The organism is Streptomyces sp. NPDC005017 (assembly GCF_042873115.1).
Classification (GTDB): Bacteria; Actinomycetota; Actinomycetes; order Streptomycetales; family Streptomycetaceae; genus Streptomyces.
The window spans coordinates 110,511-131,857 of sequence record NZ_JBIALD010000024.1 but is presented as its reverse complement, the minus strand read 5'-3'; the positions used below and the strand labels follow the sequence as shown (position 1 = coordinate 131,857).

The 21,347-nt window shown below is 72.6% G+C and carries 18 protein-coding genes; 8 read left to right on the top strand and 10 right to left on the bottom strand.

The genetic code is table 11. From position 1 onward, the window contains the following. The first annotated feature begins 58 nt into the window (after positions 1–58). From ACFYR0_RS29695 to ACFYR0_RS29675, 5 genes are read left to right on the top strand one after another with little or no spacing between them, the layout of a single operon-like run. Positions 59–3,010: a nitrate- and nitrite sensing domain-containing protein gene (locus ACFYR0_RS29695; RefSeq protein WP_389334722.1), complete on the top strand. Its 2,952-nt coding sequence runs from the start codon at positions 59–61 to the stop codon at positions 3,008–3,010. After that, the gene (locus ACFYR0_RS29690) at positions 3,007–3,510 is read left to right on the top strand and encodes a roadblock/LC7 domain-containing protein (protein ID WP_389334719.1); all 504 of its coding nucleotides are present in this window, start codon (positions 3,007–3,009) and stop codon (positions 3,508–3,510) included. Before ACFYR0_RS29695 ends, ACFYR0_RS29690 begins: the two co-directional genes overlap by 4 nt. Further along, a complete protein-coding gene (locus ACFYR0_RS29685; RefSeq protein WP_389334716.1) occupies positions 3,507–3,932 on the top strand; it encodes a DUF742 domain-containing protein in 426 nt (141 codons plus the stop codon). Before ACFYR0_RS29690 ends, ACFYR0_RS29685 begins: the two co-directional genes overlap by 4 nt. Then, entirely contained in the window at positions 3,913–4,554 is a 642-nt protein-coding gene (locus ACFYR0_RS29680; protein WP_389334714.1) for an ATP/GTP-binding protein, read from the top strand. Before ACFYR0_RS29685 ends, ACFYR0_RS29680 begins: the two co-directional genes overlap by 20 nt. 14 nt (positions 4,555–4,568) lie before the next feature. Beyond that, positions 4,569–5,816 carry a styrene monooxygenase/indole monooxygenase family protein gene (locus ACFYR0_RS29675; protein WP_389334711.1) on the top strand — a complete coding sequence of 416 codons (1,248 nt, stop codon included), beginning with the start codon at positions 4,569–4,571 and terminating at the stop codon, positions 5,814–5,816. 182 nt (positions 5,817–5,998) lie between these two features. Here the strand turns inward: ACFYR0_RS29675 and ACFYR0_RS29670 are convergent, their stop codons facing one another. The 4 genes from ACFYR0_RS29670 to ACFYR0_RS29655 all read right to left on the bottom strand — a co-directional run bounded on the left by ACFYR0_RS29670 (position 5,999) and on the right by ACFYR0_RS29655 (position 9,336). Continuing rightward, complete coding sequence (locus ACFYR0_RS29670) at positions 5,999–7,072, bottom strand: NlpC/P60 family protein (protein WP_389334708.1); 1,074 nt, start codon at positions 7,070–7,072, stop codon at positions 5,999–6,001. A 105-nt stretch (positions 7,073–7,177) separates the two neighbouring features. Continuing rightward, positions 7,178–7,483: a hypothetical protein gene (locus ACFYR0_RS29665; protein ID WP_389334705.1), complete on the bottom strand. Its 306-nt coding sequence runs from the start codon at positions 7,481–7,483 to the stop codon at positions 7,178–7,180. 10 nt (positions 7,484–7,493) lie between these two features. After that, positions 7,494–8,144 carry a TetR/AcrR family transcriptional regulator gene (locus ACFYR0_RS29660; protein WP_389334702.1) on the bottom strand — a complete coding sequence of 217 codons (651 nt, stop codon included), beginning with the start codon at positions 8,142–8,144 and terminating at the stop codon, positions 7,494–7,496. 253 nt (positions 8,145–8,397) lie between these two features. Continuing rightward, positions 8,398–9,336, bottom strand: coding sequence for a diiron oxygenase (locus ACFYR0_RS29655; protein ID WP_386380944.1), 939 nt, complete (start codon positions 9,334–9,336; stop codon positions 8,398–8,400). A gap of 242 nt (positions 9,337–9,578) precedes the next feature. Between ACFYR0_RS29655 and ACFYR0_RS29650 the strand changes: the two genes are divergently transcribed. Further along, entirely contained in the window at positions 9,579–11,564 is a 1,986-nt protein-coding gene (locus ACFYR0_RS29650) for a nitrate- and nitrite sensing domain-containing protein (protein ID WP_389334699.1), read from the top strand. A gap of 47 nt (positions 11,565–11,611) precedes the next feature. On the opposite strand, the gene ACFYR0_RS29645 is transcribed toward ACFYR0_RS29650, so the two are convergent. The 6 genes from ACFYR0_RS29645 to ACFYR0_RS29620 form a co-directional block, all read right to left on the bottom strand. Next, positions 11,612–13,087: a penicillin-binding transpeptidase domain-containing protein gene (locus ACFYR0_RS29645; RefSeq protein ID WP_389334696.1), complete on the bottom strand. Its 1,476-nt coding sequence runs from the start codon at positions 13,085–13,087 to the stop codon at positions 11,612–11,614. Beyond that, a complete protein-coding gene (locus ACFYR0_RS29640) occupies positions 13,084–14,451 on the bottom strand; it encodes an FtsW/RodA/SpoVE family cell cycle protein (RefSeq protein ID WP_386380947.1) in 1,368 nt (455 codons plus the stop codon). Before ACFYR0_RS29640 ends, ACFYR0_RS29645 begins: the two co-directional genes overlap by 4 nt. An 82-nt stretch (positions 14,452–14,533) precedes the next feature. Next, positions 14,534–15,112 (bottom strand): SH3 domain-containing protein, encoded by a 579-nt coding sequence (locus ACFYR0_RS29635; protein ID WP_389334693.1) that lies wholly within the window; start codon positions 15,110–15,112, stop codon positions 14,534–14,536. A 71-nt stretch (positions 15,113–15,183) separates the two neighbouring features. Then, entirely contained in the window at positions 15,184–16,437 is a 1,254-nt protein-coding gene (locus tag ACFYR0_RS29630) for an ATP-binding protein (protein WP_389334689.1), read from the bottom strand. Further along, positions 16,434–17,252: a hypothetical protein gene (locus ACFYR0_RS29625; RefSeq protein WP_389334686.1), complete on the bottom strand. Its 819-nt coding sequence runs from the start codon at positions 17,250–17,252 to the stop codon at positions 16,434–16,436. Before ACFYR0_RS29625 ends, ACFYR0_RS29630 begins: the two co-directional genes overlap by 4 nt. Before the next feature lie 498 nt (positions 17,253–17,750). Further along, complete coding sequence (locus ACFYR0_RS29620; protein ID WP_389334683.1) at positions 17,751–18,257, bottom strand: protein phosphatase; 507 nt, start codon at positions 18,255–18,257, stop codon at positions 17,751–17,753. 105 nt (positions 18,258–18,362) lie between these two features. Between ACFYR0_RS29620 and ACFYR0_RS29615 the strand changes: the two genes are divergently transcribed. Both ACFYR0_RS29615 and ACFYR0_RS29610 read left to right on the top strand, forming a co-directional pair. Further along, positions 18,363–19,169, top strand: coding sequence for a nuclease-related domain-containing protein (locus ACFYR0_RS29615; protein WP_389334680.1), 807 nt, complete (start codon positions 18,363–18,365; stop codon positions 19,167–19,169). Between the two features lie 873 nt (positions 19,170–20,042). After that, a complete protein-coding gene (locus tag ACFYR0_RS29610) occupies positions 20,043–21,344 on the top strand; it encodes a GNAT family N-acetyltransferase (protein WP_389334677.1) in 1,302 nt (433 codons plus the stop codon). Positions 21,345–21,347 lie beyond the last annotated feature (3 nt).

Below are 21,347 nucleotides of genomic sequence, written 5' to 3'. Positions count from 1 at the left end.
CGATTGACGGAGCGTCACCGGGGCCCATGAGTACACGAGTACAGGATTGCGAGCACCGGTGCAGAAGACGCGGCCTCGGCGCACAGGCAGGCAGACGGCCCCCGAAGGAGGACCGGAGCAGCGGCCCGGCACCCCGGTCGGCAAGGGGCGGCCCACCCACGTACGCAACCGGCTGATCGTCGCCGTGACCGTAGTGGCCGCCGCGATCGCCGGAGCGGGAGCGCCTTCCGTGCTCGCCGCCTCGGGCCAGTTGAAGGACACCCAGGACCTGGTGACACTCGCCGGGCAGACCCGGGACGCGCTCACGCTCGCCCACTCGCTCGCGGACGAGCGCGACGAGGTCACCTCGTTCGTCGCGGCGGGACGCCCGAAGGACAAGGCGCCCTCGGAACAGCGCAGCGCCCGGGTCGACCGGCAGGTGGAGGAACTGCGCGCCGACACCGACATCCCGCCCGCGCTGCGGGAGGACCTGGACGGCATCGCCGCGCTGCGCAGAGCGGCCCTCACCGGCAAGAGCAGCGCTCTCGAGACGCACGACGCCTACTCCGCCGCCGTCGCCGAGCTGCACCGCCTCGCCGAGGACCTCGCCGAGCAGCTCCCGCCCCGGGCCGGCTCCGGCACCTACGCCCTCGCCGAGCTGGACTCCGCCGTCCAGCAGGCCGCCGCCGCCCGCGGGCTGCTGCTCGCCGCGCTGGACGTGCCGAGCACCACCGAGACGACCTACGACCCGGTCACGGGCCTGAACGTCGAGGAGCAGGTCTCCACCGACGCCGAGCAGCGCGACGCGCTCACCGCTGCCGCCCAGCTGGCCCGGCTGCGCTCGGACGCCGCTCTCGCCGACTTCCAGGACACGGCCACCGCCAAGGCCCGCTCGTCCTACGAGTCCACGGTCACCGGCCCCGAGGTCAACAACGCCGAGAAGTACCTCGCCAAGCTCACCGACGAGCCCACGCTCTCCGACGGTGAACTCCGCACCAGCCCCGACAAGCTCGACGCCGCCCTGTCGGCCCGCGTCGAGACCATGCGCGGCGTGGAGTCCGCCCTCTACAACCAGCGCGTCGAGGACCTCTCCCGGCTGCGCGACGACGACGTCACCGCGCTGGAGATCCGCATCGCGGTCCTGGGCGCCCTGATGCTGCTCGCCGTCGGTATCGCCACCGCCATGGCCCGCACGCTCACCCGCCCGCTCGCCGTGCTGCGCCTCGGTTCCAGGCGGCTGGCCGAGGCGGCGGACCCGGCGGCCGAGGAACCGGTCAGGTTCACCGGCCGCAACGACGAGTTCGCCCAGGTCGTGCGGTCCGTCAACGCCCTGCACGCCCACGCGGCCGCGCTCCACGAGCGCATCGCCACCCTCGAGTCCGACCGCAAGCACCTGGTCGGCCAGCGCCAGAAGATGGCAGACGCCCGCGAGGGCCTGCGCACCGAACTGGCCGACTCCGCCGCCGCGCTGGAACGGCTGCGCGGCAGCATCGGCTCCACCTTCGTCAACCTCGCCCTGCGCACGCTGGGCCTGGTCGAGCGGCAACTGGCCGTCATCGAGGGCCTGGAGGAGCGCGAGCAGGACCCGGACCGCCTCGCCACGCTGTTCAAGCTGGACCACTTCGCCACGGTCATGCGCCGCCACAGCGAGAACCTCCTCGTCCTCGCCGGCACCGAGCACGTCCAGCAGAGCGCGCACCCCGTCCCGCTCGTCGACGTCGTCCGCGCCGCGGTCAGCGAGATCGAGCGCTACGAGCGGGTCCGGATCGCCGCGCTGCCCCCGCACGCCCATGTGGCGGGCTTCGCCGCGGACGACCTGAGCCATCTGCTCGCCGAACTCATGGAGAACGCCACCTCGTTCTCCCCGCCCGACCTGCCCGTCGAGATCTCCGCCTGGCTGCTGGAGAACGGCGAGGTCATGCTCTCCGTCCAGGACGAGGGCATCGGTATGGCCGACGAGCGCCTGGGCCGCCTCAACTCCCGCCTCGCCGAGTTCGACCCGGAGACCCCGTACGACCAGGAGGGCGAGGACGGTCTCGGGCTCGGCCTCTACGTCGTCGCCCGCCTGGCCCACCGCCACGGCATCCGCGTGCAGCTGCGCGACCAGAAGCAGGGCGGTGTCGCGGCGGTCGTCGTCGTACCGACCTCCCTGCTGGCGGCCGCCCCGCACGCGGCGGTGCCCAGCAGCGCCCCCGCCTCCGGCGGCTCCCTGTCCTTCTCCCTGCCGGGCGCGGACGCGGAGGCCAACTCCAACGTCCTGCCCGGCCGGACGGCGGACGGCGGCGACCCGCTGGTGCGGCTGGCGGAGCGGGCCGTGGCGGAGACCGAGGACACGGCCGATACCGCGGACACGACGGACACCGCTGACGACGCCGGCACCGCGGAGGCCGTGGACGCCGGGGCCGCCGGGTCCCGGGAGCCGCTGCCGGAGTCGCCCTCCGAGACGACCATGGAGCTGATGGCGCCGATCGTCCTGCCGGAGGAGCCCGAGCGGCCGCCGGCTTCGGAGGCACGCGCCGCGCGCCCGGCCGTCGTGCCCGCGTCCGCCGAGCCGGTCGAGCCGTCCGTCCCGGCATCCGCGTCCGCCGAGCCGGTCGAGCCGTCCGTCCCGGCATCCGCGTCCGCCGAGCCGGTCGAGCCGTCCGTCCCGGCACCCGCGTCCGCACCGGCACCCGCGCCGCAGGATCTCGCCGAGCTCCCGGTCACGGCTCCGGCCCCCGACGAGCCCACCACGCACGAGCGCGTGCCCGACGAGCAGGAGGAGCAGCTCACCGACAAGGGCCTGCCCAAGCGGACCCCGCGGATCAGCGCCCCCGCCCAGGCCCCCCGCCAGCGAGGCACGTCCGTGGACGCCGACGCCCTGCGCCGCCGTCTCGGCGGCTTCCGCCGGGGGGCGGAGGCCGGCTACCGCGACGTGCAGGCCGAGATCGCCGAGCCCACTGTCCGGACGACAACCTCTGCCGCAGGAACCGCACGAGAAGCACAAGCCGATGAAGCCACGGGGGGCACAGTCGAGGAGGCAAGCAGTTGACCGCGCCCAGTACCTTCGGTCTGAGCAGTGAGGCCCGCAATCTGCACTGGCTGCTGACCAACCTGGTCGAGGAGGTGCCCGGCATCCTCTCCGTCGCCGTGGTCTCCTCCGACGGACTACTGCTGCTCTCCTCCGACCCGGGGAGGTCGGAGGCGGCCCGCCAGGTGCCCGAGGGCAGGCCCACCGGCCCGCGGGGTTCCTCCGCCGACCTGGCCACCGTCGTCTCCGGTATCGGCAGCCTCACCGTCGGCGCCGCCCGGCTGATGGACTTCGGCGGCGTCAAGCACACCATGGTCGCCATGGAGGAGGGCAGCCTCTTCGTGATGTCGATCAGCGACGGCTCCCTGCTCGGTGTGCACGGCTCCGCGGACTGCGACATGAGCGTGGTGGCCTACCACATGGCTCTGTTCGTGGGCCGCGCCGGACATGTGCTGACCCCCGAGCTCCGCAACGAGCTGCGCAGGTCCCTGGAGTCCGAGACCGCCGGGAGTGCCCGATGACCGCGGACGTCCCGCGCACCCGCCTCCCCGTCCGCGGCGGGGACCGCAAACCCGCCCGCGTGCGCCCCTACTCGCTGACCGGCGGCCGTACCCGCTTCGGCCATGTGCTGCTCGTCGAGACGTTCGTCGCGAGCACGGCCGCGCTGGAGGCGCCGCCGGAGCGCAGGGAACTGACGAACGGTTCGCTCAGCACCCGGGTCATGCCCGAGCTGCGGGCCATCGTCGAACTGTGCCGCCGTATGCGCACGGTGGCCGAGATCGCCGCGCTGCTGAAGATGCCGCTCGGCGTGGTCCGCGTGCTGCTGAGCGACCTCGCGGACCAGGGAAAGATCCGGGTGTACGGCACAGGTACCGGCCACGGCACGGGCCGGCCGGACCGCGCACTGCTCGAAAGGGTGCTGAGTGGACTCCGTCGTCTCTGACGCCGCCTCCTTGGGCGTCGCCCCTCTCGTCGACGAGGACGAGAACCTGAAATCCTGGCAGACGGACCGCACCCGTGCCCCCATAGCCACCAAGATAGTCGTGGCCGGCGGCTTCGGCGTCGGCAAGACCACCCTCGTCACCGCCGTCTCGGAGATCACGCCCCTGCAGACCGAGGCGCTGATGACCGAGGCGAGCGAGGACACGGACGACCTCACCGCCACGCCCGGCAAGCTCAGCACCACCGTGGCGATGGACTTCGGCCGGATCACGCTCGACGACGACCTGGTGCTCTACCTGTTCGGCACACCGGGTCAGCAGCGGTTCTGGTTCATGTGGGACGACCTGGTGCGCGGCGCGATCGGCGCGGTCGTGCTCGCCGACACCCGGCGGCTGAAGGACTGCTTCCCCGCGCTCGACTACTTCGAGAGCTGCGGCATGCCGTACGTCGTCGCCGTCAACCACTTCGACGGCACCGAGCTGTTCGAACCGCAGGACGTGCGCGAGGCCCTCACCATCCCTCCGCACGTACCTGTCATGATCATGGACGCCCGGCGCCGGATCTCGGCGATCGAGACCCTTCTGGCCCTCGTCGGCCACGCGCTCGACGAAACCCCCGAGTAGGAGACAGCACCCGCATGCGGAAGATACTCGTCGTCGGAGCCGGTCAGTCCGGTCTCCAGCTCGCCCTCGGCCTCCAGTCGCACGGGTACGAGGTCACCCTGATGTCCAACCGGACCGCGGACGAGATCCGGTCCGGCCGGGTGATGTCGACGCAGTGCATGTTCCACACGGCGCTCCAGCACGAGCGTGATCTGGAGCTGAACTTCTGGGAGTCGCAGGCCCCGAGGATCGAGGGCCTCGGCGTCTCGGTGGCCGCCCCCGGTTCTTTCGACCCCGGCCCCTCGCAGCGCGCGATCGACTGGGTCGGCAGGCTCGACGGGTACGCGCAGTCGGTCGACCAGCGGGTGAAGATGTCCGGCTGGATGGAGACCTTCGCCCAGCGCGGAGGCCAGCTCGTCATCCACGGCGCCGCCGTCTCCGACCTCGACTACTTCTCCCGCGCCTACGACCTCGTCCTGGTCTCGGCGGGCAAGGGCGAGCTGGTCCAGATGTTCGGCCGGGACGCCTCGCGCTCCCCGTACACCGAGCCGCAGCGCGCCCTCGCGGTCGCCTACGTCCACGGGCTCGGGCCGCGCCCCGAGCACCCCGAGTACGACGCGGTGCGCTGCAACCTCGTCCCCGGGGTCGGTGAGCTGTTCGTCATGCCCACCCTCACCAACTCCGGGCGGGCCGACATCCTCTTCTGGGAGGGCGTGCCCGGCGGCCCGCTGGACGTCTTCCAGGGCGTCAAGGACCCCGCGGAGCACCTCTCCCTGACCCTGGAACTCATGGAGAAGTTCCTGCCGTGGGAGTACGCGCGGGCCACGAAGGTCGAACTGACCGACGCAGGTGGCACGTTGGCCGGGCGCTACGCCCCCACCGTGCGCAACCCCGTCGGGCGGCTGCCGGGTGGCGGGCTGGTGCTGGGTGTCGCCGACGTCGTCGTGGCGAACGACCCGATCACCGGGCAGGGTTCCAACTCCGCGTCCAAGTGCGCCGCCGCGTATCTCGCGGCGATCCTGGAGCACGGGGAGAAGGAGTTCGACGAGGAGTGGATGCGGGGGGCGTTCGAGCGGTACTGGTCGACGGCGCAGCATGTGGTGAAGTGGACCAACGCGATGCTGGCTCCGCCGCCGGAGCATGTCCTGAACCTGATCGGGGCCGCCGGGCAGATTCCGGCTGCCGCCGATCGGTTCGTCAACGGTTTCAACGATCCGGCGGACTTCGAGAACTTCTTCTACGAGCCGGAGAAGACCGGGGCGTATCTGGCGTCCCTGGGCTGAGCGCGGATGGAGATGGCGGGGGTGTGGGTGTTCGTGCGGGCACGTTGTGGTGTTCGCGCAGTTCCCCGCGCCCCTGTTTGCGCAGTTCCCCGCGCCCCTTCAGCGATCGCGTCGTTCCCCGCGCCCCTAAAGATTGCGCAGTTCCCCGCGCCCCTTTAGCGATCGCGTCGTCGTCCGCGCCCCTAAAGAGGGTTCGGTTGCCGGGCCTGGGGTGTTACCGCGCCGAGGATCGGGAGGGTGGCGATCGGGGCCACCGTGATGCGTTCGCCTGTGCGTGGGGCGTGGACGATCATGCCTGCGCCCAGGTAGAGGGCGACGTGCGTGGCGTCGGGGTGGTAGACGACCAGGTCGCCGGGGCGCAGGGCGCTCAGGGGGATGTGGGGGAGGCGGGCCCACTGTTCCTGGCTGGTGCGGGGGATGGGGGTGCCCGCGCTCGCCCAGGCCTCGGAGGTCAGGCCCGAGCAGTCGTACGTGCCCGGGCCCTCGGCGCCCCATTCGTACGGCTTGCCGATCTGCTGCACGGCGTACCGCAACGCCGCGTCGCCCGCCCGGGTGGGCTCCGGAGGAGCGGTGCCGGGCGCGCCCGGGGCGGACATCACCTGCTGCTGCGCCTTGTCGATGTCCCGCTTCTCGAAGTCGGCCAGGGCGGCGAGCTGTTCGGGCGTGAGGGAGGCGAGGAGTTCCTCCACGTCGTTCAGGCGGCCGGTCACGTCGTCGCGCTGCTTCCTGCTGTCGGCCGCCAGGGTGAGCCGGCGGTCCAGCGCCTCGCGTGCCTCGCGGGCCAGCTCGTCGGCCCTGCGCTCGGTTCCGGTGAGGCGGCCTACCGCCTCGGCGCGGCCGCGGGCGAGGCGGCCGATCACATGGCCCTGGTCGAGCGCGTGCTGAGGGTCGCGGGCCAGCAGCAGCCGTAGGTACGGCGAGATGTCGGTGCTGTTCTGGTACTGCTGGCGGGCCAGCCGTCCGGCGGCGCCCCGGCTGTCGTGCAGGGAGAGCCGGGCGCGGGCCAGTTCGCCGTCGAGCCGGGTGACCTCCGCGCGCTGCCGCTTCAGCTGTTCCTCGGTGGCGTTGTAGGTCTCGGTCGCCTTCTCGGCCTCCCGGTACAGCCGCCTGAGGTCCGTCAGCAGCTCGGCCACCGGGCGGTCCGCGACGACGGGGTCCGGCTCCGGGGCGGCCGCCGCGGGGGCGGCCACGAGGACGGCCTGGGCCGCCACCGCCGCCGCGGCCGTACAAACCAGTCGCAGAAGGCTTCCTGACACGTCATCACCTCCGGTGCGTGGGGAGCGGTCTCGCTCCGCACCGCGAGCATGGGACGGGTCCTCAGGGGTTCGCGCGCCGGGTGTCGGCGAGGCGGCGCAATGCCGTCACCCGTGGGTGTCTTCCGGTTTGCCGCCCGGCGTGGCGTGTGGCTTCGACCAGGGCCACCTCCGCCGGCCGCCGCCCAGGTCGCCCTGCGGGTCGTAGAGGTACTTCCACCGGTCGCGCAGCCCGACGGGCCGGCCCTCGCGCCGAGGTACGCGACGGTAGACCAGCACGGTCGGGCCGCCTCCGGCCAGGTCGGGCACGGGGACGCGGTACGTCTTTGGCGGGTGCCCGGTCATGCCGAGCAGGACCGGCAGCACGCGGCCGTCCAGCGGCCCGCCCTCGAACGGGGTGTCTTCGCTCTTCACGGCTCAAGTGTCAGGCATCGGGGCTGCTGAGCGCGGCCACGATCGCGGCGGTGCGCGCGTCCGTGCGCGCGGTCACCGTGAGCATCGCGAAGAACTGCTCGACCAGCCAGTCCCGCAGCTCCTGCGCGGGCGGCTGCTTGCCCTCGTCGAGCCAGATCAGCGAGGCCGCCTCCACGGCCGTGATCCAGGTGCGCACCGTCATCCGCAGCCGGGGCCCGGGGTCGGTGGCCCGCAGATGGCTGAGGATGTGCTCGGCCGCGGTGCGCCGTACGCCGTCCACGATGGCGGTCGTACGGGAGGTGCCCACCACGCTGCCGCCCTGGAGCAGCGCGCTGAACCCGGCGTCGTGCTCGTCGACGAACGCCAGATAGCGGTCCAGGGCGCGGGCGAGCCGGGGCGGGGTCGGGCCGACGCGGGGCTCGTCGAAGCAGTTCCGGAGCTCCTCGGCGGCGGACCGCAGCGCGGCCTCGTACAGCTGCTGCTTGCCGCCCGGGAAGTACCGGTACACCAGCGGCCGGGACACCCCCGCCACCTCCGCCACGTCGTCCAGCGAGACGTCCTCGGGCGCGCGGTGCGCGAAGAGGGAGAGTGCCGCCTCGAGGAGCTGGCTTCGGCGTTCCTCGACGCTGAGGCGGCGGTAGGCGGGCGCGGAGGGGGTCATGGGTGCAGGGTAGCCGCCAGGGTGTGACGCACGTATCCGGACGAAAGCGGCCACCGGCCCCGGTGGGCGGGGACCGGCCACCGGACCCTTCCGGACGGCCGGTCCCGGCCGTCGGCTTCCCCCGAGCGGTCCACCGGATTCCTCCCGGCGGCCGGGGCCTGCCGACGGCTTTCCCCGGGCGGGGGACCGGCCACCGGACCGGTCCCCCGCCCGCCCCATTGTTCAGGCCGGCAGGCCCGGCGACTTCCGCCGCTCAGGCCAGCAGCCCCGACGACTTCCACAGCCGCCGGCCCGCGCCCCGGAGCACGCCGATGTCGTCCAGGAAGTCGGTCAGCCGCCTGGCCCCGTTCTGCATGACCTCGCGGCGGTGTCCGCTGGCCTTGACCTGGGCCATGGCCTCCCGCCTGTCCAGGCCGACGTTCGTGTAGACCTCGGGGTTCACGAAGGCCACGGAGAACACCCGGGCGAACTCCCCGGAGGTGACGCGGGTGAACTCCTGGGACCAGCGGGGAGCCGTCAGCATCTGGCGGCGCAGCTCCTCACGGGCGTAGCGCACATGCCGGGCCTCCTCCACGACGTGGATACGGGTCACCCCGCGCACCAGCGTCTGGACCCGCTCGTCGGGGAACGTCAGGCGCTGCATCCAGTCCAGGACCTCCTCGCCGAGCAGGGTGGCGGTGAAGGAGCCGGGCGTGGTGGAGATCGTCTTGAACAGCCGGCCGAGGTTCTGGTGGGCCCGGCTGACCGGGTACCAGGGGGTGCCGCCGCGGCTGATGAGCCGGGCGAACATCTTGGAGTGCCGGCACTCGTCCTCGATCTCGGTGAGGGCGTAGCGGACATGGGCGCTCGTGGCGGCCTTGTCGTAGATGTGACGGCACAGCAGCTGCATCAGGATGATCTCGAACCAGATGCCGAGGGAGGCCAGCGCGGCGGCCTCGTGCTGGGAGAGCAGGATCCGCTGCTCCTCGCTCATCCGCTTCCACATCGGAGTGCCGTACAGCGACACCAGCTCCGGCGGCCAGAACCACTTGCCCTCCTCGAAGGGCGCGTCCCAGTCCAGTTCCTTGTCCGGGTCGAAGGAGTGCTTGGCGGAGGAGGCGAGCAGCCGCTCGGCCACCTGCTCCCGGTCCTTCAGCAGACCGAGCGCGTCGCGCAGCCCGTCGAGCGCGTCGGCTTCCGTCAGGGTCGTCATGGCTGATCCACCTCGTCGTACGGGGGCATGGCGGTTACCCGCCGGTCAGGAGTCTTATAAGACTCCTTGTCAGCAAGGCCGTCAATCCCCCGCGCACGAACTCGTGCGCCCGGCCCCGCACCGGTACGCGCCCACATGTCCCTCTTTCACAGCCCGCCCGGCCGCCGGGTGAGAGCGAGTGCACAGGCGTCTTACGACCGGGAAACCGGACCCTGACCGGCCCGCTCGTAACCTCGTGGCGCATGACGGGGAACGTTATGACCGCCCTGCGGTCCACTGCCCTAAAGACGCCCGCCCTTCCCGGCTGGAACTCCATCCGCGGCCGCGTGACCATCGTCCTGGCCGTCCCGACCTGCCTGCTGCTCACCCTCGTCGGCCTCGGCGTCGCCGACCGCGCCGCCGACTGGTCCGCCGCCCGCGGGACCGAGACCCATGTCGGGGTCCTGCTGCGCGTGCAGGACCTCGTCCGCGAGGTGCAGCGCGAGCGCGGGCTCACCAGCGGGCTGCTCGGCGGCGCCGAGGAGTACCGCGACGACGTGGCGGCCCAGCGCGACCGCACCGACCAAGCCCGGCGGACGCTGCGCGACCTGCTGCTGGAGGAGGGCGACGGCCTGCCCGGCGCCGCCGTGTCCGCCCTGCGCGCCGCCGAGGTCCCGCTCGCCGCCCTCACCTCCACCCGGACCGCCGTGGACACCGGCACCGCCGACCGCACCGCCACCCTGCGCGGCTACACCACGGCCGTCACCGCCCTCATCGACGCCGAGTCCGCCGGGGTCCCCGACGGCGACCGGGGCATCGCCCGGGGCGCCCAGGCGCTCCAGGCGCTCGCCCGGGCCACCGAGGCCGTCGCCCTCGAACGCGGCTCCCTCAACGGGGTGTTCGCCGCGGGCCGGTTCCGCTCCGGCGAGTACCTCGACTTCACCGAGGTGCGCGCCACCCGCGTCGCCGCCCTCTCCCAGTTCCGCCAGCTCGCGGGCCGCTCGCAGGAGTCCGCGCTCGACGACGCCTTCGCCGGCGCCGCAGCCCGGCGCGTCACCGGCTACGAGACCCGGGCCGAGCGCGGGGCCGACGGCTCCGCCCTGGACGTCGACCCCGCCCGTTGGTGGGCGGACATGACGACCCTCGTGGACGATCTGCACGCGGTGCAGAAGGACATCGGCGACGACGTCCGGGACCGGGCCGCGGACACCGGCTCCGCCGCCACCGGCGAGCTCTACGCCTTCCTCGCCCTCGGCGCCCTGATCCTCGCCGTGGTCGCCGCGCTGGCCGTCGTCTCGGCCCGCTCCATCACGCGCCCCCTGGGCGCCCTCGCCGACGAGGCCGACGCGGTGGCCGGCTCCCGGCTGCCCGACGCCGTGCGCCAGATCCAGGAGGCCACGCCCGACGGCACCCGGCCCGCCCGGCCCGAGCTCTCCGAACTCCCGGGCGCGGCACGGGAGATCAGCCGCCTTGCCGCCGCCCTGCGCAACGTCGAGCACACCGCCGTCGGCCTCGCCGCCGAACAGGCCGTGCTGCGGCGCACCAGCACCCAGTCCCTGGCCGGCCTCGGCCGCCGCAACCAGAGCCTGCTCACCCGCCAGCTCGGCCTGATCACCACCCTGGAGAGCCAGGAGCTCGACCCGGGCGCCCTCGCCGAGCTGTTCGAACTCGACCACCTCGCCACCCGTATGCGCCGCAACGCCGAGTCGCTGCTCGTCCTGGCCGGTGAGGAGTCCCCGGCCCGCTCCTGGAAGGGCACCGTCCCCGTCACCGACGTGGTGCGCTCGGCCGTGTCGGAGGTCGAGCAGTACCAGCGGGTGCTGGCCGCCGACGTCGAGCAGTGCGGCATCCGCGGGCACTGCGTCGCCGAGCTGTCCCATCTCCTCGCCGAACTGGTCGAGAACGCCCTGGTGTTCAGCCCGCCCGCGCAGCCCGTGGAGGTCTACGGCTGGCGCGACGCGGGCGAGTACTGCCTCGCCGTCGTCGACCGCGGACCCGGGATGCCCCCGGCGCGCATGGCCGAGGCCAACGAGGCGCTCTCCGGCCGCGGCGGTGCCCCGCACACCGTCCTCGGCCCCCGCCGCACCGGCGCCGCCCTCACCCTCGGCCACCATGTCGTGGGCGCCCTCGCCTCCCGCCTCGGCGCCCAGGTGGAACTGCGCCCCACCCAGGGCACGGGCGTGAGCGCCTTCGTGGCCCTGCCGACCGCACTGGTGCGGGAACTCCCCTCCCGGGCCGCCACGGTGTGACCCCGCCCGACTCCTCGCCGGACCGGGCAGCCGGGCCCCAGCCGGGGTCAACCCGTCCGGTCCGGCGAGGAGTTCAGCACCCTCTCCATCACCTCCCGCGCGATCGGCGCCGCCATACCGCCGCCCGTGATGTGCTCCCGGTCCACCGACCCGTCCTCCACCACCACCGCGACCGCCACCCTCGGCTCCGGGTCCCGCTCGCCCTGCGCCCAGGACACGAACCAGGCGTACGGCGTACCGGAGTTGCCGATCCCGTGCTGGGCCGTGCCGGTCTTGCCGCCCACGACCGCCCCCGGGATCGCCGCGTTGGTGCCGGTGCCCTCCTCCACCACGTCCCGCATCAGCTCCCGCAGCCGTACCGCCGTCGCCGGATGCATCGCCTGGCGCACCGGCTGCGCCCCCGGCCCGGCGACCGTCGTGCCGTCCGCCCTGGTCCTCCTGTCCACCAGATACGGCGTCCGCACCTGCCCCCCGTTCGCCACCGCCGCCGCCACCATCGCCATCTGCAGGGGCGTGGCCCGCGTGTTGTACTGCCCGATCGACGACAGCGCCAGCTGCGCCTTGTCGACCGTGGTGTCGAAGGTGCTCGGGGCCGCCGCGAACGGGATGCGCAGCGCGGTGTCGTTGAACCCGAACGCCGTCGCCGTCGCCGTCATCCGCTCCACGCCCACCGCCGCCCCGAGCCGGGCGAACACCGTGTTGCAGGACCACATGAACGCCACCCGCAGCGGCGCGTCCGCACAGCCCTCCGACTCGTTCGTCAGCGACGTCGTCGTCCCCGGCAGCGTGTACGGGTCGGGCGAGTCGGTCGCCTCGTCGACGTCCGTGACCACCCCCGCGTCCAGCGCCGCCGCCGCGGTGACCACCTTGAACGTCGACCCGGGCGGATAGGTCTGCCCCACCGCCCGGTTCAGCATCGGTTTCTCCCGGTCCCCGTTCAGCCGTGCCCACGCCCGCGTCGCGTCGGGCCCGTTGCCCGAGAGCACCGCCGGGTCGTACGACGGCGTCGACACCAGCGCCAGGATCCGCCCGGTCGCCGGCTCGATCGCCGCAACGGCCCCCCTGCGCCCGCCCAGCCCGTCGTACGCCGCCCGCTGCGCCGCGTCGTTCAGCGTCGTCACCACGTCGCCGCCCGGAGTGCGCGCCCGCGTCAGCTCGTTCCACAGCGGGAACGGCGTCAGCATCGGGTCCGCGCCGGACAGCACCGGGTCCTCGGCGTGCTCCAGCAGGCTCGTGCCGTACTTCTGCGAGGCGAAGCCGGTCACCGGGGCGTACAACGGGCCGTCTTCGTAGGTGCGTTCGTGCCGCAGCTGCTCCTGGGTGTCCACGGAGCCGGTGACCGGACGGCCGCCGACCAGGATGTCGCCGCGCGGCTCGGCGTAACGGGCGATGACCGCGCGCCGGTTGGCCGGACTGTCGTCGTAGCGCCGGGCCTGGACCACCTGGAGACGGGTGGCGTTGACCAGCAGCGCCACCAGCAGCAGCGAGCAGAACACGGCGGCGTGCCGGATGTAGCGGGTCATACGGCGGCCCGCCCGTCGTACTGGCGGCGGGCCGAGTCGCTGATCCTGATCAGCAGCGCGGTGATCGCCCAGTTGGTGACCACCGAGGAGCCGCCCTGCGCGAGGAACGGCATCGCCATGCCGGTCAGCGGGATCAGCCCGGTCACCCCGCCCGCGATGACGAACACCTGGAGCGCCACGATCGAGGCCAGCCCCACGGCGAGCAGCCGCCCGAACGGGTCCCGCAGCGCGAGCCCGGCCCGGTAGCCGCGCTCCACCAGCAGGCCGTACAGCAGGAAGACCGCGGACAGCCCCGCCAGGCCCAGCTCCTCCCCGGCGGTCGCCAGGATGAAGTCCGACTTGGCGGCGAAGCCGATCAGCACGGAGTGCCCGAGGCCGAGGCCGGTGCCTAGGATGCCGCCCGCGGCGAAGGCGAACAGCGACTGGGAGAGCTGGTTGGGCCCCTGGCCCGCCTCGATGGAGGCGAACGGGTGCAGCCAGTCCTCGATCCTGCTGTGCACATGCGGTTCCAGCCAGCCCACCGCCGCCGCGCCGAGCGCCGCCAGCAGCAGGCCGACCGCGATCCAGCCGGTGCGGCCGGTGGCGACGTAGAGCATGACCACGAACAGGCCGAAGAACAGCAGCGAGGTCCCCAGGTCGCGTTCCAGGACCAGCACCCCGACGCTCAGCAGCCAGATGGTGACGATCGGCCCCAGCACCCGCCCGGTCGGCAACTGCACGAACCACACCCGCCGGCCCGCGTACGCCAGCGCGCTGCGGTTGGCGGCCAGGTACGCGGCGAAGAACACCGCGAGCAGCACCTTCGCGAACTCGCCCGGCTGGATGGAGAACCCGGCGATCCGGATCCAGATACGGGCGCCGTTGACGGCGGGGAAGAGGATCGGCAGCACGAGCAGCCCGAGGGCGGCGGCCACGCAGACGTACGCGTAGCGCTGGAGCACCCGGTGGTCGCGCAGGGCCGCGACGACGACGATGAACAGCCCCACCCCGAGCGTGGACCACACCAGCTGGGTGAGCGCGGCCCCGTCACCCGGCGTCTCCAGGTCCAGCCGGTAGATCAGCACCAGGCCCAGCCCGTTGAGCAGCACCGCGATCGGCAGCAGCAGCGGATCGGCGTACGGGGCGCGCAGCCGCACCGCGAGATGCGCCAGCAGGGCCAGCACGCCGAGCCCGGCGCCGTAACCGGCGGCGCCGGGCGGGACGGTGCCGGTCCTGGCCAGGCCCACGGCGCAGTAGCCGTACACCGGGAGCAGGACCGCGAGGACGATGAGGGCGAGTTCGACGCCCCGGCGCCGAGGGAGGCGCACCGCCGGAGCGGGCGCGTCCGCAGCCGTCGCGACGGTTCCGGTTCCGGCCTTCGTCATGTCCGGAACTTACCCAAAGAGGACTCCTTGTGAGCCTTGTGATCCTTGTGGGTCCTATGGCGGCCGGGGCCCCCGTGGCCGGTCAGCACCAGCGTGGCGCGGGCCCGATGTTGTTGATGTACCGCGCCGAGCCCCAGGCCCAGGTGCCGTCGGTGAGGAGGTACCAGAGCGAGTTGCCGTCGACGGTCTCGCCCGTGGTCTTGCAGTAGATCGACACGATCTGGCCCTGGCGGACCGTTCGGATGATCTGGCCGCCGCGGTTCGGCGCGCTGCGCAGGTACAGCAGGCTCGCGGTCACCACGCCCTTGTAGAGCGGTGTGCTGGTGCTCTGGGTCGTCTGGCCGCTCTGGGGCTGGGTGCTCTGGCCGCCCTGGTTCCAGTTGCCGTTGGCGTTGCCGCCCTGGTTCCAGTTGCCGTTCTGGCTGGAGTTGCCGCTCTGGCTGGCGTTCCCGTTCTGGTTGGCGTTGCCGCCCTGGTTCCAGTTGCCGTTCTGGTTGGCGTTGCCGCCCTGGTTCCAGTTGCCGTTCTGGCTGGCGTTGCCGCTCTGGCTGGAGTTGCCGTTCCCGCCCGGGTCGTCCTTCGCGACGGCGGGGGTGGCGGCGGCCGTGGCGGCGAGGGCGGCTGCGGTCAGGGATATGACGAGGCGGGAGCGCAGGGACATGCGGACCTCCATGAAGCAGGCGAAAACTGACTAATCGCCACGTTAGGAGCAACGCCCGGGACCCGCGCGTATTAGTGAGCCAGGTGGGCCACCGCCTCGTCGCGCAGCCGCAGCGTGGCGACGGCTCCGCCGCCGGCCGCGTTGGCGAACCCCAGCCGCGCCCCCAGCACCTCCGCCTGCCCCAGCGCGATGGTCAGCCCCAGGCCGTGCCCCCGGGAGCCCCCCTCGGTCCGGAACCGCTGCGGCCCGTGCGCCACGAGGTATTCCGGATACCCGTCACCGTGGTCCCGCACGGTCACGACCGGCCCGTCCACGGTCAGTTCGACGGGGCACCGCCCGTGCCGGTGCGCGTTGGCCACGAGATTGCCGAGCACCCGCTCCAGCCGCCGCCGGTCCGTCTCCACGGCCACGTCCCGGACGATCCGCACCTCGGTCGCGCCGCCCGCACCACGCACCACCCGCCCGGCGAGCGCGCCCAGTTCCACGGTCTCCAGGTCCAGCCGCTCCCGCCCGGTGTCCAGCCGGGAGATCTCCAGCAGGTCCTCGGTGAGGGTGCGCAGGGCCGCCACCCGGTCGCGCACCAGCTCCGTCGGCCGGCCCGGCGGCAGCAGCTCCGCCGCCGCGTGCAGCCCGGTCAGCGGAGTGCGCAGCTCGTGCGCCACGTCCGCGGTGAAACGCTGCTCGGCCAGCAGCTTGCCCTGGAGCGAGGCCGCCATGGAGTCCAGTGCGGCGGCCACCGCGGCCACCTCGTCCTGCGGACGCCTCGGGTCCTGGGAACGCCGGTCGTGTACCCGTGCGTCCAGGTCACCGGCGCTGATCCGGCGGGCCACCCGTGCCGTGGCGTGCAGCCGCCGTGTCACCCGCTGCACCGCGAGCGCGCCGACCAGCAGGGTCGCGCCGATGGCCAGCGCGGAGGACCACAGGATCGCCCGGTCCAGGCCGTCGATGGTGCGGGCCTGCTGCGAGTAGTCGACCTGGACGGCCAGCGCCCGCCCGCCGTCGGCCGGCCCCGCCGCCCACATCGTGGGCCGGCCGAGATGGTCGGCGACCATCGTGCCGCGCTCGCCGCCCGCCGCGAGCGCCCGCAGCCGCGCGGGCAGCCCCTCGGGGTCGACCCCCGCCCCGGGCATCGGCGCGTCCCCGGTCTCGTACGCCTGCGTCGCCTGCTCCAGCCGGTCCAGCGCCTGCTCGCGGGCCTGGCCGACGGTCTGGTCGGTCACCGACACGTGCACCAGGACGCCGAGCAGCGCGGCCAGGGCGCAGCACATCACCGTGATGAACACGGCCGTCTTCACGGCGAGCGTGCCGGGCGGGGTGAGCCTCATCGGGTGGCCGCCGGGTCGGGGGAGCCGGGTGAGCTGGGGGAGTTCGGGGACGGGGAGGGCGACGGGGGCGCGGCCGAGCGCGACCGAGAGGGCGAGGGCGTCGGGGACGGCGAGGGGGAGGAGGGGGACGGTGCCGGGGAGCCCTCACCGATGCGCAGCATCTCGTCCTGGGTCAGCAGCATCGCCTTCTGGTCCGGGTCCCAGGTCCACTGCAGCCGGTACTCGTACCCGGCGACCTCCGACGGCGACCGGACGATCACCGAGTGCCCGGCCAGCTCGACCCGGCTCAGCGCGTCCTCGTAGTGCATGACCTGCACCAGCCGGTGCCGCTCCACCGTGTACACGCGTACGGCGGTCAGCGTCCCCGGCAGCTGCCGGAAGCCGAGGGTCAGCTCGTCGCGGCCGTCGCCCGTGAGGTCCCGGTAGTACGGCCGCAGGACCGGGCAGCGGCCGCGGCCCGCGCCGTCCGCGCAGTCGGCCATCCGCCGCGCCGTCTCGCGGTACTTCGCCTTCTCCCCGTCGTACTCCGCGGGGCTGTCGGCGATCTCCGCCCGGACGATCGCCACGGGGTCGACGTCGTGGACGCCGTCCGCGACCCGTATTCCCTTGATCACCTTCGTCTCCGCCTCGTCGAAGTCGAACGCGGGCGACGACGCGGGCGCCAGCTCGGGCCAGAGCCGGGCAGGGCCGGTCGCGGTCGGTGTCGCTCCCGCCGCGCGCAGCCCGTCCGCGTCACCGCAGCCGCTGAGCAGCGCGAGCACGGCGACGGCCGGGGCGGCGAGTAGAGCCCGCGAGGGGCGGCGAAGGGGCGGCACGGGACTCCTGCTGATCGGGACGGCGGTCGGCCCCGTACACCTTATTAACGGGAAAGGGCAGGTCCCGCACTCGATGCGCCGGCGAACCCGTCAGGGGCGAGCGGATGTGCCCCCGAGCCGGCCCTCGCACCCACTCGTTCGGGCGAGGGGCGGAGGGGAGCCTCTGCGCGCTGCCCGGGTGGGGCGGAAACGGACCCTCCGTCCGTCGTCCGGGTGGGGCGGAAGCCGACCCGCCGCCCGCCGCCCGGGTCGGGCGGAAACGGACTCTCCACCCGTCTCGCCAGGGTGGGGTGGAAGCGACCTCTCCGTCCGTCGTCCGGGTGGGGCGGAAGCGAACCCGCCGCCCGTCGTCCGGGTGGGGCGGAAGCCGACCCGCCGCCCGCCGCCAGGGTCGGGCGGAAGCGACCTCTCCGTCCCGTCTCGCCCGGGTGGGGCGGAGGTGAACCCTCCGCCCGCCGCCCGGGCTGCTGCGCGGAAGAGAACCCTCACCCCGCCCGGCTACTCCGCCAGCTCCTCCAGCAGCCGAGCCGTCGGCAGACCGGCCCTCAGGTAGTCCTCGAAGAGCTCGTTGTGCAGGGCCCACGGTGAGCGGCGGGCCCGGATGAGACGGATCGCCTCCTCGGCCGGCTCACCCCGGCGGATCAGCGCGTGGGCGACGACGAGGCCCGAGCGGTTGTAGCCGTGGAAACAGCGCACCAGCACACGGCGGCCCGCGTCCAGCGCCTCGCCCGCCGCCTCGGCCAGCCGGATCACCCCCGCGAGCTGGGTGCCGTCCAGCGGCCCGTCCGGGATCGCCCAGACATGGTGCTCGACCCCGGTATCGGGCCCGTGGCCCGGCAGCCGCAGCAGTGTCTGCACGAGATCGAACTCGTCGCGCACCACCGCGTTCTCCAGCCGCCCCGCGCGCCCCCGGAACTGGTGCCCGCCCATCCACAGGCCGGGCACCACCTCGTTCCAGGGATGCTGCGGAGCGGGTACGTCGGGTTGCTTCCTACGGGTACGCAACGGCGCCTCCCCAACCCCGGGACCTGCCCAACTGCTGTCAAATGTAATCGGGTTCTTGCCCCTGGAGCACCCTCCCTGTTCCCATGGTCGAAGGGGTGATGATGCATGACCTCACTGCGTGTCGTACCGACCTGGCGGCTCGGCCGTGAGCGGCTCTACGTCTGCCTCAGGGACGGCCGGACCCTCGCCTGGTACGACCGGGAGGCCGGCCGGGTGAACCTCCTCGGCGAGGACCGCCGCGAGGACGTCCTCAAGGCCCTCGGCCCCTTCGTCACCGGCCCCGTCACGGTCGGGCCGCCCCCGCCTCCGACCCCCGCCGAACTGGCCCGGCTCGCCCTGCACCCGGACGACGACCTGGCTCCCAACCGCCCCGGCGAGGCCCTCCTGGTCGCCCTCGAGCGCGACCCCGGCCCGGCGCACCGGCTGCGCGGCGACCCACGGCGCCGGGGGCTGCTGGCCGAGCAGGCGGTGGGGGCGGCGCTGGACGGCCTGGACAGGGCCGGCTGGTACGCCCTGCACTCGCTCCAGCTGCCCGGCGGGGCCCGCATCCACCATCTGGCGATCGGGCCGGGCGGCCTGTTCGCCGTCCACGCCCTGTACGCGCGCAAGCTGCGGGTGCTGATCACCGACCCGGAGGTGACGGTCGGCCGGACCGAGGCGGGCCCGCTGCTGCGCCGCGTCCGCACGGCCGCCGACCGGGCCTCCCACGCCCTGACCGCCGAGGTACGTCCCCTCCTCGCCCTGGCTGGCCCCACCGCCCGGTTCACCGTCGCCGTACCGTCCCGCGAGGTCCGGGTCATCGAGGACGCCGACCTGGGCGGTCTGGCGCGGCTCGGCGGCGCGCTCAAACCGGCCGACGTGGAGGCGCTGCACGCGATGGCCCGTGACCGGCACACATGGGCAGGGGCGTAGGGCCCTGGCCAGACCCGGTCTGGCTGGCAAAGAAGACAGCGGCAAAGAGGTCAACCCTCCGCAAACGATCGGCGTGACCGATCACCGCACCCGCCCAGAACCCCGAAGCCCCCGCACCCACTCCGACCGCGTACTGACCCACGGCCACGGCCGACGACCTCAGCGAGGAGAACACCCGCCGTACCAAACGCCGGAACACCCCGATCCGCCGAGGAAATGACCCGACGCAGGCCGCCAGCCGCTCTGCACGTACGCGAAGACCCCGTCCTCAGCGAACTCGCTGACGGCGGGGTCTTTGGGCACCTGCTACAAGGTGCCCCCGGCAGGATTCGAACCTGCGCACACGGCTCCGGAGAGGGTGCGCCGATCAGCCACCAGGCAGGGCCTGGCCTGCGGCGGAGCCTATCAAGGGCACCAACCTAGCGTGGACTGTGTCGGAGGTGTGTCGCACGGGCACGAGCCCGCAGCTCGCCGCGGCTGGGCACTCCGCCGGCCTCTCTGGGCGGCGGGCTCCCTTATTGAGCGGTCGGCTCCACCGACGGGCTGTAACACCCCAGAGGTGTTACAGCCCGTCGGTGACCGGGCGGCCTGGACAGCGGCCCGCTGGGCCGTCCAGGCTGTTTGTGCAGGTGAGGGGCTTAGCATGACAGCCGGACACCCACCGCCTGGGCGCCGTCACCAGAGGGATTTCCTCGGTCAAGCCCTTTTTGCTTCTGAGCTGGAAGGCGACTCAATCCGGGGTATGGCGCCCATCGGTGTGCCGGAAGTGTGCCGCACGGAGAACGGTCGGACACTCCCCGTGTTCTTCCCGGGGCTTACAGGGGCAGGAATGAGCGGTCTGACCGATCCGGCTAGAGCGCGGGAGTAGAACGCATGACCGAGCGGACCATCCACCTTGTCGCCGATGCGAGCAGCCGGGACACCCGGAAGTTCCGAGTCCGGGCACTACGCTGGTTCGCTACCGTCCAGCTTGACCGAGATGAATACGTCGATGCCCAGTCCTCGCGGGGCCGCGAACCAACTCTGCCCGCGGACTACATCGAGGCGGTCGACAGGGCACGCTATGCAGCAATAGACCGCATTCGGTACGAAGGTTACCGAGGTGCCATTTTCTTCGGGAATGGCCCTCGATGGATTGATTTATGCGCTCGGTTCCGAGATGTCGAGGCTACGGTCGAAGCGTGGCGTACTGCCGAGCTCGAACACAACTACAGCGGCCTACACGCACTCGCCGACCGCCTTGCACTACCCGTCGATGAATGGCTCGCTCCTGGTGAGCGAGAGCTGATCCGCGGAGTCGACTTCGAGTCACCCCCCGCGGTGTTCCTGAGGTTCCTGCGAGCCAAGGCAGCGAAGTCCGGCCTGCGCCTCAACGGTCGGGCGACAGCTGGCAGTGTGTGGGTTCGTCCAACACTGCCAGCTGCTCAGAAGGAGATTCGGGAGATGTTCCCACAGCAATACCCGGGGTGGGTGGACCGCTGGACCGGCTACGTCGAGTCGGATGATGCACCCCTCCGGCCCTGGGTGGGAGGTGGTGGCGAGGATCTGAGCCGTGGCGCGATACCAGTCCAATTCAAGAAGTTGGAGACCGCGAGTGGCCATGAGTGCCCATGCGGTATGCGTCTTCGGGATACAGAGGACGATGACAACGTCCACCGCGTACACCATGCGGCTTGGGCGCTAGGTGTTCGGGTGCCGAGAGGCCTTGACTGGATGGGCGACCTGGCAATTGTCACAACGCAGTCACCTATTTCATGGCGGAAGTTGGCCCACCAAGTCGCGCGTATGCCGCAGAGGGAGGGTAATTATGACTTCCCGTCGTGGTCCCACCTGGAGGAGCCTGAAGCGACCACGGACAACTATCGCGCATTTCTATTGAAAGTGGACGAGCGCATCGTTGGCTATGTGGCGGCCCACGACGCTAGCGAGCACCGCCGTTGGGATCTCGATGACAGGTCCCAGTACGGGGATGAGGATGCCACCCTGCGTCCCCGAATCATCTTGATTTGGGTAGCAGACGCCTATCGACACCGTGGCATCGGTGCCACGCTCGTACAGGCGCTCGCTGCTGACTTCGGATGCAAGGTCGCGGATGTGTCCTGGTCGACTCCCGTAAGCGCCGCGGGCCGGCGCCTTGCTCGCCGACTCTCACCCGATGGCATCTGGGTCAGCTGAACA